Raw genomic sequence first — 11,834 nt, forward strand, 5'->3', positions numbered from 1 at the left:
ATGGAGACAGCCTTTATTCTTAAAGTAGAAATGTCCCAAACGCGCAGAAATAGTTTCTCGTGATGAAATGGCTTCAAGCCTTTACTTACGAAAATTGGACATGGTACTTTTGTTTTGTGGAGGATTCGTAACGTATGGTCCTGATCAGATGCATCAAAAATGTATATGGAGAGACAGTCGAAATCCCTACAGATTTCATGGAATCACGGCTGCTTTTCAAAGTGAACAATTTTTACATGGCTGAACAAGATAATGAAGGGCATTTAGTCACGCAGGATGAAGAAGGCGAGCCGCACATTATCGCCGACAGCAATGAGATCCTAAGTGGCGGCTCTTGGTTCCATGAACATTTTGTGCTCTTGTGAATGCGGTATCATCTGTTTAAATGAATGATCTTTGGTCAGGGGGACAGTAAATGAGCAGTATTCAATTTGAACTCGTGAAGAAGATCGGGACGGTGAATGAGTCACCCAATGGATGGTCGAAGCAGCTGAATATGATCAGTTGGAACGGACGCGCCCCGAAATATGATCTAAGAGATTGGGCACCTGATGGGGAGAAAATGGGCAAGGGCATTACGCTCAGTGTGGATGAGATGAAAGCTCTGAAACTTTTACTCAATCAGCTCGAAGAATTAAACTGAATCAGGCAGGAACAGGCGGATGGCAAGTGGCCATCCGCCTGTTCCAATTTTGACGTTTCAGATCTTCAGCGCAGCGCAGGACACTCAGCCGACTGAAGGGAACGAAGCTCGTCGATGAATGCTAACGCATGATCAAAATCCTCGTTCATCGTCCGTTTTTCAAGTGCCCTCACCTTTTCTACTGCTTCAACGCGCGGCAAATAGTCAAAATAAAGGAGTGTAGCGACACATTCAAGAAACCAAGTTTCTTGGGCTACGACGTGTTGTGTAAGACCGTGCATATTGGGCAGAACATTTTTGTAATGAGACAAGAAATCCAGACCCGCCTCTGAAATGCGATAAGAGCATGTCTCATCTTTATTTTGAGTCTCTTCCCGATCTTCAATCAAGAATCCAAAATCACATAATTCCTCAAGTTGTACCGATAATTCTTCAGAATAAGGACCGTTGAAATGAAAATGAAAAATCTGGTGAAATGGAAAACCGAGTCTCTGAAAAATATAAATGGATTTCTGCAGCTTCTTGCGTCCGGAGTTTCTACCTGACTGTTGAATTAATGCGGCAATTATTGCGTGGTCTTCCAACATGTTTCATTTCCCCCATGTAACATGATCTCAAATACTCGATTAAAATGCTCCCTTTATGCTGTTTCTTAGATGCCTAAAATGTCTTGAATTGTTTTTCGATACGGTGAATGCTCCGGCAAATCAAGAATTCTGTCCTTCGGGTAGTACAGCTTGCAATCTGTTCGACGCATTCCGGTAATCGAACCCACAACATCAGATTCCTGCGAGAGTTCATGCAGTGTTCCATCCGGCATCAGAAGTTGAATCGGCTGCCGTTCCCCTTCTTCGCCCGGCCGATACAGATCATACGGAGAATTTGACGACGAATCCACTTCCAAATAGTAATCCGGATCAATACCTGCGTCCCTGAACGCTTCCACCAGCCGATCCTTAGAGCCGATCAGTGAAGGTGTGAATTCAACATACTTAAAAAGACGGCGATTCATGAACCGAAAGCATAGATCGCTAAGAATCGCGTCCTCTTCTTCTTGCCAAGCTTGGAAAAAATAAAGGATGACCGACTCGTCTAGTTTAAGATAATCTTGAAGTGTCATTTTTCCTTCAAAAATTTTAATCAGCGGATGCGGCGCATACTTGAAGTGGAAGCCTTCTTGGTAAAGTACTTTCGCTCTGTGAAGAATTTGCGTAAGAATGACCTCTGCGCTCCGCGTGACCGGATGGAAATACACTTGCCAGTACATCTGATAGCGGCTCATGATATAGTCTTCCACCGCATGCATTCCGGACAGCTTAAAAACAATCTGGTCATCCTGAGTGCGCATGACTCGCCAAATACGTTCCATATCAAAATGGCCGTAGCTGACGCCGGTAAAATAAGCATCACGAAGAAGATAGTCCATACGGTCGGCATCAATTTGACTTGAAATCAGGCTGACAACGAGGCGGTTTGGATACGTTTTACCAATGACATCAGCCACTTTCTCCGCAAAACCCTGACCTTGCTGTTCAAGCAGCCGATGAATTTCCGTATTGCCGAGTATAATTTTTTGCGTATACTCTTCATGATTGGTACCGAACACCTTCTCAAAGGAATGCGAAAACGGTCCATGCCCCACATCGTGGAGCAGCGCGGCGCAGAGTGCGATCATCGTCTCCGAATCATCCCAATGATTTCTATATTTGAAAATATCAATGACTCGTCTGGCAATTTCATAGACACCCAGTGAATGGCCAAAACGACTGTGTTCCGCGCCATGAAAGGTCAGAAAAGTCGTACCGAGCTGTCGAATCCGCCTTAAGCGTTGAAATTCAGGTGTCCCGATCAAGTCCCAGATTAGTCGATCACGGACATGAATATAGCGATGTACCGGATCTTTAAACACCTTTTCTTCATTCAATTTTTGGTATGATCGGGTCAATGCCACCACGTCCTATTTGCTACTCGCTCAGGTCCGTTCCCAGCTCCACAAGTCGCGAGGTTCTGTACTCATTATACCTTTACCGGATTAGATTGAAAGCGGGGCATATACCGATTCAATTCATCGGTTCGTCCACAATCCGTTTCCTGTTCTTAAAATAGACCGGTGTCAACTTATATTCTTTGGCCATCGCCGCACCCAGAGGATACTTGACACCAATAGTTTCGGGCCCGTGGTTGTCCCCGCCAATCGTTACATATTGCCCGCCTAATTCGCGATACCGACGCACAATACTTTCAAGGCCTTCCCTAAACCCGCCTTGATCGATCAAGCGCAAATTAATTTCCAGGCAGATATCATTTTCGATCAGTGTGCTGAGAAAATTATCGATCAGCAGCGGGAAATCTTCATAACGAAGCACGTTGTCCGAATAACTCAGATAACGACATGGATAGTCAATGTGACCAAATGTATCGATGTACGGATTGCGATGAATCGTGTGCTCCGCATAGATTAAATACTGTGTAAAGAAATCCTGTTTGCTGAGAAAATTTTTCCCGCGATCCGTGTACATGTCATAATCCTGCAAATTATGCACCGAACCAATAACCATATCAAACGGATGAGCGGCAACAATTTCACGATTGCGTGCGACATAGTCTTGCCTATTATCCAACCCAAGTTCAATACCTAATAAAAGATGCTCGCCCCGATAGGCAGAATAGGTCTCAAAATAGTTACTAATCTCAAAGTCAACGGGAGCACCGTCGTCCTGACGCTCATTTAAATCATAGTGCTCTGTAAGAACCAAATTTAAATGATGGCGCGCCGCTTCCTGAAGCGCTTCTTGAATGCCCATTTCCGCATCGAATGAAAAATGGGTGTGATTATGCGTATCAAAGGCCATGTTGATCCGTTCCTCCAATTACCGATTTACTTTTATTCAAAATTCTGCTGACCATTTGCCGATCCAGATAGACATGACGAACATTCTTCGCGTCGAAGCGGCAAATTTTGAAAACTCCTTGAACAAAAATGCCGATCAGCGATACCATGATCACTGTTCCAATCCCAACGGAGCCTCCTAAAAGCCAGCCAAACACTAGAGCCACACCTTCGTTCACTGTACGAACCACGCGAACCGACTGTCCGGTCTTACGCGCGAGCACTACCATAAGCCCGTCCCTTGGGCCGGCGCCAAACCCCGCACTCATGTACAGATAGGTTCCGAAGCTGATAATGATCAATCCTGCGAGAATCATAAGCAGTTGCGTATAGAAATGGTGCGCAATCGGAACAAGATGATTGAGGAGCAGTAAATCCATAAACAACCCAATAAAAATCATATTCGCCAACGTGCCGAATCCAATCTTCTCACCAAAAATTCTGTTCAGAATGACAATACATAGGGCTACCAGAATATTAGCCAAACCAATGGTAATAGGAAACGTCCTTGAGAGGCCTTGATGCAGTACATCCCATGGCTGCAAGCCCAGATTCGCGTTGATGGTGCAGACTGCGCCAAGCGCGAACAAAAAAAGTCCGATAAACAGTTTAGCCAAGTTAACCATGAGTTTCAAAAATGTTCCCCCTGTATCTGCTATAAATCATTCCAACCAATCATGTCCTTTGTTGCACCTGTTTTACTTAATGTCCTTTCAGTATAAGTTTAATTAGTCATTGAAACAACGCATACAGCAAATTAAATTCGTTCAAATCTCACTTAGATCAGCGACCTGCTTTTTCTCATGTTGGGTTGACGGATATCAATACTAGTGTTATATTTTGTCATACCAAATTTTTTATTAATTTGAAAAGGTTGATTATTATGTCTTTCCTATCCTACCTACGAGTCTTGATTATTATCTAGGGCCTTGGCAATCGCTGAAAATTTAACGATTGTCCGGGTCCTCCTTGGCGTAGGTGGGAGTCGGACAGAACTCCCATTCTTTTATGAATGGGAGTTTTTTCGTTCCACAGATTTAAAAACAGAAAGGATGAGAGAATTTGAGAAGTGATGAAATCAAGAAAGGCGTGGATCGCGCACCCGCACGGAGCCTGCTCAGGGCAACAGGCATGATAAAAAATGAGGAGGACATGCATAAGCCGTTTATCGCGGTGTGCAACTCTTATGTAGACATTGTTCCTGGACATGTGCATCTTCGCGAACTTGCCGATGTCGCAAAGAAAGCGATCCGAGAAGCCGGCGGAATTCCATTTGAATTTAATACGATCGGCGTCGATGACGGCATCGCGATGGGCCATATCGGCATGCGCTATTCGCTCCCAAGTCGCGAGTTGATCGCAGACGCAGCTGAGACGATGATTAACGCCCACTGGTTCGACGGTGTTTTCTACATTCCGAACTGCGACAAAATCACACCGGGCATGATGCTCGCTGCTGTACGAACCAATGTGCCCGCAATATTCTGTTCAGGCGGACCAATGGAGGCGGGATTATCGGCACAAGGCAAGGCATTGACACTATCCTCCGTTTTCGAAGGCGTCGGTGCCTTTAAAGAAGGCCAAATGACCAAAGAGCAATTCCTTGATCTAGAAAAAACAGCTTGCCCAACTTGCGGATCCTGCGCCGGTATGTTCACGGCCAATTCCATGAACTGTCTGATGGAAATGATCGGCGTCGCCCTGCCTGGAAACGGAACGGCTTTAGCAACTTCCGATGAACGCCGCGATCTCATCAGGGAATCCGCTGTTCGATTAATGGATCTTGTAAAAAACAATGTTCGTCCACGCGACATTATCACCTCGGAAGCAATTGATGACGCGTTTGCTCTTGATATGGCTATGGGCGGATCAACCAATACCGTTCTTCACATGCTGGCCATCGCATCAGAAGCCGGTATCGACTATGACCTGAATCGAATCAATAAGGTTGCTGAAAAAGTTCCTTATCTTGCAAAAATCGCACCAAGCTCCTCTTATTCAATGAAAGATGTCCACGATGCAGGCGGTATGTCGGCAATTATCAAAACACTTGTTGATATGGGCAATGTCGTACACCCTGAACGAATCACGGTGACCGGCAAAACGATTCACGAAAATGTTGCAAATGCGGAGATTAAGAATCCAAACGTTATTCATCCGCTAGATCATGCCTACAGCAAAACAGGCGGTCTCTCCATTCTCTTTGGAAACATCGCGCCAAAAGGCTCTGCCATTAAAGCGGGCGGTGTTGATCCTTCCGTTAAGACGTTTACCGGTGAAGCCATCTGCTTTAATTCTCACGATGAAGCCGTTGAAGCCATTGACAATCATACCGTCCGTAAAGGCCATGTTGTTGTCATTCGTTACGAAGGTCCGAAAGGCGGCCCTGGAATGCCGGAGATGCTTGCACCTACTTCATCGATTGTCGGCCGCGGACTCGGCAAAGATGTCGCTCTGCTCACCGATGGACGCTTTTCCGGCGCGACGCGCGGCATCTCAGTCGGCCATGTCTCGCCTGAAGCCGCATCCGGCGGACCTATTGCTCTCGTTCAAGACGGAGACACCATCACCATTGATTTGGTCAATCGAACCGTTCATCTCGCCGTATCCGACGCAGAGCTTGCTGAGCGGCGTAAAGAACTAAAGCCATTTGTTCCAAAGGTTCGTTCCGGTTACCTTGCCCGTTACGCGGCACTCGTTACCTCCGCGCACACCGGCGGCGTCATGCGTTTGCCTGAAGCGTGGTCAGAGGCTGATACAAAAGAAAAAGAGTCTGTCAGCGACTAAAATTCGGGGTCATTTTTAAAGACAGAGATCATCGCCCCTTATTAAATAAAAAAATAACAAGGATGCACGAAAACAGAAAGGATGTCTTTATTCATGAAAGCGATTGTTGCTACTGGACAGTTTCTAGGAAAATATTTCTCATTATTCGTTTTGGCAGCAGCTGCTGTAGGCTATTTCCAACCAAGCCTCATCACATGGGTCCTTCCCTACATCAACTATTTACTCGGAATTATCATGTTCGGCATGGGAATGACATTGAAAAAAACAGATTTCGCCGATGTGTTCAAACGACCGAAGGATGTCATTGTCGGCGTCTGCGCGCACTATTTGATCATGCCGCTCGTCGCCTTTGTCCTCTGCTATGCATTTAGACTTCCTCCGGCTGTCGCCGTCGGTGTTATTCTCGTCGGCTGCTGCCCGAGCGGTACCGCTTCAAACGTTATGTGTTTTCTCGCAAAAGGAGATGTCGCACTTGGCGTTTCCGTTGGTGCCGTGTCGACTTTAATCGCCCCGGTTATGCTGCCATTGATGCTTTGGCTGCTCGCCGGACACTGGGTTAAGATTCCGACTGCCTCTCTTTTTGTCAGTGTTGTCGAAATTGTTATTGTACCAATTGTTCTTGGCGTTCTTGTGAACACCTTCTTCGGTAAGAAAGTGCACAAGGTCACCCAAGCCCTGCCGCTCGTGTCCACCGTTGCAATTATCCTCATCGCCGGCGGTGTAGTTGCCGCTTCAAACAAGAATGGCGATTTGTTAACGGCAAGCACACTGATCATTATACCGGTCGTTATGCTGCATAATCTGCTCGGCTATGCACTCGGATTCCTTTTCAGCCGCCTGCTCGGCATGAATCATCCGAAAAGCCGTGCCATCACTTTCGAAGTCGGCATGCAGAATTCAGCACTCGGTGTCGCGCTCGCCATGGCATTTTTCTCGCCCATGGCTGCGATACCTGCGACGCTGTTCAGCATCTGGCACAACATGTCCGGGTCGCTGCTTGCCTCGTTTTGGGCGAGCAAGCAAAAATCCGAAACAAAAATGCCGAATGCCGAAGCAGTTACAACACAGTAAACAGTTGCTTCTAAACAATTAAATCAGCAACTACGGATTGTCTTTGTCCGGCTGAAAATCATGCATTCAGAAGATGCAGAATTGCGTTGACTTTATTAATCGCGGATGTTATAGTAACGAAACCAAATTTATTCTGCAAGGAGTTTTCATTGTTATGTACCTATTCAGCGCGCGAGTCAATGTCATCTTGATCAGCTAGGACCTAAGGCATCCGTTAAATAAATAACGTTTGTCCGGGTCCTCATTGACATGAATGGGACCTGGAAAAGCGCCCGTTCACACAACTGCGAACGGGCGCTTTTTCTAGTTTCTAAGAAAGGAGTGCCTGTGTGAATGAATTTGGAGAAAACAAGCAATCCTTGGTATGAAAGAAGTTAACAACTACAGGATAGATGAAAACAGAAGGGAAGAATTTTCATGAAGCATATCATCACGATCGGGCGCTATTTAAACGCTCACTTTGTATGGTTTGTTCTCGCTGCCGCTGCCATTGCCTATTTTCGCCCAAATCTTGCCACATGGGTCGTTCCTTATGTTCCCTACTTACTCGGCATCGTCATGTTCGGAATGGGTATGACGCTTAAACGTTCGGATTTTTCCGGCGTGTTCAAATCGCCGAAAGAAGTCACCTTGGGGGTCATCGCCCACTACCTGATTATGCCGCTGCTCTCTGTAGCCATCTGCGCGCTCTTCCAACTGCCCGACGCAATAGCGGCCGGCGTTATTCTTATTGGGTGTTGTCCAAGCGGAACGGCAGCTAACGTGATGTGTTATCTTGCAAAAGGCGATGTTGCGCTTGGCGTTTCGATCGGCACAATTACAACATTCCTCGCACCTGTCCTACTACCGGTACTGCTGCTCCTATTTGCCGGTCATTGGGTGCATATCCCGACACTGTCATTATTTATAAATATTTTTCAAGTTGTTGTGCTGCCGGTGTTTCTCGGATTGCTTATCAATACGTTTTTGGGCACCAAGGTCAGAAAGGCAACTTCCGCACTTCCACTCGTCTCAACCGCGTCAATCCTGCTCATCATTAGCGGTGTGGTTGCCGCAAACAGCGCAAATCTGTTCGCAACGGACATGCTCGTTCTGATTCCCATTGTCATGCTCATTAATGTGCTCGGATCGGTACTCGCCTTCTTTATCAGTAAACTGTTTGGCGTGAGTCATGTGAAAAGCAGGGCAATCACCTTTGAGGTCGCCACACAGAACTCCGCGCTTGGGCTGTCTCTTGCGCTGCTCTTTTTCTCGCCGGCAGCCGCTATACCCGGCACGCTGTTCAGCGTCTGGCAAAACATTTCCGGACCGATACTTGCCTCCCATTGGGCGAAAAAAGAGATGGATGAAGCTCCATTGAAACCTGACCAGGCACCTGACCCGGTTTGAATCATACCAAATTCAGTTCAAAACAAAGTCCGTAGGCTCTAATTAGCCCACGGACTTTGTTTTGATTTTATCCATTATTTTTTGTACGTTTGAATCAACACGGAATCTGCAGAAGCACTTGCGTTAACATGTGGAACAACGGCCTCATAATCATTCGTATTTGTGACGATGACCATCGTCGTTGTATCATACCCGGCTTCCTTGATCTTGTCCGGTTCAAAGAGTGTTAAGATGTCGCCTTTCTTCACCTTCGCGCCGGCTTCAACTTTCGGATCAAAATAGTGGCCCTTTAGTTCAACCGTATTGATTCCAATGTGAATCAATATCTCCACCCCTGATTCAGCTTTAATTCCATACGCATGTCCCGTTGGAAACGCAACCGTGAGTTCCCCATCAACAGGAGAAACGCAGGTGCCAATCGATGGAATGACGGCAGCACCATTTCCCATCGCTCCGGAGCTGAAGACCGGATCGTTAACCGTCGATAAAGGCACAGACTTGCCTTCAATCGGGCTGACTACCGTGTCCGTCAAAGTCAAATTCGTTGTATCTATTTCGGTTTCGGCCGATTCAACAGCAGACGCGGCTTCGTCAACATGGTCTAACCCGAGCTTGGCTGTTTTCTTTTCGGTGATGCTCTTCTTCCCTGAAGTCACTTTTGCAAACAATTTCTCCGTATTGCTTTCGTTAAATCCAAAAATAAGAACAAGCAGGAATGAACTGAGCAAGGCAACAAAAAAACCGATAAATGCCCACACAATACTCGAATTTTTACCGATGAAAAGCGGCATTTCAAAAATATTCATAATCGGCGTGTAACTGAAACATTTCACACCCGCCGCGCTAACAACAGCCCCGCCTAGCGCTCCGCCGACAATTCCGAAAATAAATCCTTTTTTATATTTTAAGTTGATCCCGTAAATAGCCGGTTCGGTAATACCGAAAAATCCGCTGATGGCAGCTGAAATCGCAATTTCTTTGTTTTTCAGCTTCTTTGCTTTAAAAATGGATCCGAATACCGCACCAAATTGTCCGGCAACGGCAACCATCATGACTGCAAGCAATGTGTCGTAACCATATGTTTGTATATTAATCAGTGAGATTGGCAAAATGCCCCAATGCAAGCCGAAAATAACAAAGATCTGGAAGGTCGCGCCAAGAATCCCCCCGGCAATCAACGGACTTAATTCATATAAAAATTTATAGCCGTACGCGAGTCCCGTACCAAGTGCCGTTCCAAGAGGACCGATAACGAGAAACGTTAGTAGTCCGGCAACAATTAATGTTAGAAAGGGGACAAATACAAGCTGTGTCACGGCCGGCAAATGTTTCTTAAACCAACGTTCAATATGACTTTCCAGCCAAATGGCAAGAATGGTCGGAATAACGGCTCCACCGTACGTTTTAAAATCAACAGCATAACCCCATAAATGAGCGACATCTGGAATTTTAGCGTCCGTGAGCGGATAAATCATCGCAGCTGCAAGCGCAACGGCAATGTACTTGTTCGTATTGAATTTGTCTGCTGCGGTTATCGCAATGAAGATCGGCAAGAGGGTAAATACGCCGCTGGCTAAAGTATTGAGAATGAGGTAGATCGCCGAACTTTCAGGCAGCCAGTGGAACGTCGCAATAAGAATAGCGATACCTTTCAGTACACCAACACCTGCCAGCACGGAAATAAATGGTGTGAAAATCCCGGAGATGACAGCAACAAAACGTTCAAACCAGTTTTCAGACTGAGCTGACTCTTCGACCTCAGATGAAGCTGCAGACGACTTGCTGTCTACTGCACTAAAGCCATATTGCTCCATGATCGCTTCATAAACCGGCACAACCTCGTCGCCAATAACAACCTGATATTGGCCGCCGGCGCTGACCGCAGTAAGCACATTCGGTAATTCTTCAAGGACTTCCTTATTAGCCTTGCTTTGATCGTTAAGCCTGAAACGCAGCCGCGTCGCGCAATGGATCAATGATTTGACATTTTCCTTGCCCCCGACATTAGTAACAATATCATTCGCTAATTGGCTATAATCCTTTTTACCCATTCAATAACCTCCTATTAACCGTTTTCACTAATGAACGACGATAAACGATTCGCTCAAATCAAAAATTGTTTTTTTTGAAACAAATTGCTTGTATCTTTTTTTCCAATAATAAAGGAGGTCATCAATCCACTATAGACTGTGTTAATCTGTTGACTATTACTTATTGAGCGAATTTAGTGTAAAATAAAAACGCTTTCTTGTCAAATTAGTTTTCATGAAATTATATTTTATATCAGCCTATTTTTCACACATCGATAAACTGAAATTTTTAACTAAGAAAAACCGGGTATAAAACGCCCGGTCCTTTATCACCAGCCATGTGTCATGGGTTCGTGTCTTTTCGGTACTGAATCGGCGCTTCGGTTGCTCGCTTGCCGCGGGCAGTCCAGGAGCCTCCCCAGACAGGCTGTAATCTGCGGGGTCTCCTTTGGCCTGCGCTCCCGCAGGCGCCCTCGCACCTCCGCTCTGATTCTCAGCTAAGACACTGATGACTTTCGCTAAATGCGGTTTTGAATCATCAAGCTTGTCTTGAACAAACAGTTCTAGTTCATGAATCATTTTGATCCTTGATTAAGTAACGTGGCCGGAATAAAATAAGCGGAGATTTTCCGGTTATTTGCATCATGGCGCTTGTTTCACAGGTACATAAGGGTAATTTTTCCGCTTATGCACAGAAAAACCCATCATTTTCACGTTTTTCGATTCGATAAGCGGAATTTCTCCGTCTATTTAAGCGATTTTTTCATGCATTTTCTAATTAAGCGGAATTTTTCCGCTTAATTATCAGATTAGGCGCTTCCCTGATCGCCCAACCAAATCTTATTACCTTATCGTCTACCAGCAAGGCAAAACGATAAACTTTCTTAAACCGCAAACCAAAATTTGTGCTTTGACCTCTGCTCCCAGACATGTAGGCGCTTATAACGCTCGCTCTCCTCTGGATTCCTGATCCTTTGCTTTCCATTGGATTTTTTTAAAAAAATAGGCAGAGTGACTCTTTTCT

At 45.7% G+C, this 11,834-nt stretch carries 11 protein-coding genes; 5 read left to right on the plus strand and 6 right to left on the minus strand.

Features of this window, described 5'->3' with window-relative positions; translation table 11 throughout:
- The first annotated feature begins 134 nt into the window (after nt 1-134).
- Both BM003_RS05230 and BM003_RS05235 read left to right on the plus strand, forming a co-directional pair.
- On the plus strand, nt 135-365 hold the full coding sequence (locus BM003_RS05230) for a hypothetical protein (RefSeq protein ID WP_093670819.1): 231 nt from the start codon (nt 135-137) through the stop codon (nt 363-365).
- Nucleotides 366-415: 50 nt separating this feature from the next.
- Nucleotides 416-643 (plus strand): YdbC family protein, encoded by a 228-nt coding sequence (locus tag BM003_RS05235; protein WP_093670821.1) that lies wholly within the window; start codon nt 416-418, stop codon nt 641-643.
- A gap of 65 nt (nt 644-708) precedes the next feature.
- Here the strand turns inward: BM003_RS05235 and BM003_RS05240 are convergent, their stop codons facing one another.
- The 4 genes from BM003_RS05240 to BM003_RS05255 form a co-directional block, all read right to left on the minus strand.
- A complete protein-coding gene (locus tag BM003_RS05240) occupies nt 709-1,230 on the minus strand; it encodes a YwgA family protein (protein WP_093670823.1) in 522 nt (173 codons plus the stop codon).
- Nucleotides 1,231-1,295: 65 nt separating this feature from the next.
- Nucleotides 1,296-2,588 carry an HD domain-containing protein gene (locus tag BM003_RS05245; RefSeq protein WP_093670825.1) on the minus strand — a complete coding sequence of 431 codons (1,293 nt, stop codon included), beginning with the start codon at nt 2,586-2,588 and terminating at the stop codon, nt 1,296-1,298.
- Nucleotides 2,589-2,703: 115 nt separating this feature from the next.
- Complete coding sequence (locus tag BM003_RS05250) at nt 2,704-3,495, minus strand: PHP domain-containing protein (protein WP_093670827.1); 792 nt, start codon at nt 3,493-3,495, stop codon at nt 2,704-2,706.
- Complete coding sequence (locus BM003_RS05255; RefSeq protein ID WP_093670929.1) at nt 3,485-4,159, minus strand: DUF6198 family protein; 675 nt, start codon at nt 4,157-4,159, stop codon at nt 3,485-3,487. The genes BM003_RS05250 and BM003_RS05255 overlap by 11 nt, the downstream gene beginning before the upstream one ends.
- 436 nt (nt 4,160-4,595) lie before the next feature.
- Between BM003_RS05255 and ilvD the strand changes: the two genes are divergently transcribed.
- The 3 genes from ilvD to BM003_RS05270 all read left to right on the plus strand — a co-directional run bounded on the left by ilvD (nt 4,596) and on the right by BM003_RS05270 (nt 8,780).
- Entirely contained in the window at nt 4,596-6,320 is a 1,725-nt protein-coding gene (gene ilvD, locus BM003_RS05260; protein WP_093670829.1) for a dihydroxy-acid dehydratase, read from the plus strand.
- Between the two features lie 93 nt (nt 6,321-6,413).
- A complete protein-coding gene (locus BM003_RS05265; RefSeq protein WP_093670831.1) occupies nt 6,414-7,391 on the plus strand; it encodes a bile acid:sodium symporter family protein in 978 nt (325 codons plus the stop codon).
- A gap of 417 nt (nt 7,392-7,808) precedes the next feature.
- Entirely contained in the window at nt 7,809-8,780 is a 972-nt protein-coding gene (locus tag BM003_RS05270) for a bile acid:sodium symporter family protein (RefSeq protein WP_093670833.1), read from the plus strand.
- A 74-nt stretch (nt 8,781-8,854) separates the two neighbouring features.
- Here the strand turns inward: BM003_RS05270 and BM003_RS05275 are convergent, their stop codons facing one another.
- Nucleotides 8,855-10,831, minus strand: a complete 1,977-nt coding sequence (locus BM003_RS05275) for a beta-glucoside-specific PTS transporter subunit IIABC (protein ID WP_093670835.1) — start codon at nt 10,829-10,831, stop codon at nt 8,855-8,857.
- Nucleotides 10,832-11,068: 237 nt separating this feature from the next.
- Nucleotides 11,069-11,389, minus strand: a complete 321-nt coding sequence (locus tag BM003_RS05280) for a hypothetical protein (RefSeq protein ID WP_093670837.1) — start codon at nt 11,387-11,389, stop codon at nt 11,069-11,071.
- Nucleotides 11,390-11,834 lie beyond the last annotated feature (445 nt).

The sequence above is a fragment of the Sporolactobacillus nakayamae genome, assembly GCF_900113325.1.
In the GTDB taxonomy this organism is placed as follows: Bacteria; Bacillota; Bacilli; order Bacillales; family Sporolactobacillaceae; genus Sporolactobacillus; species Sporolactobacillus nakayamae.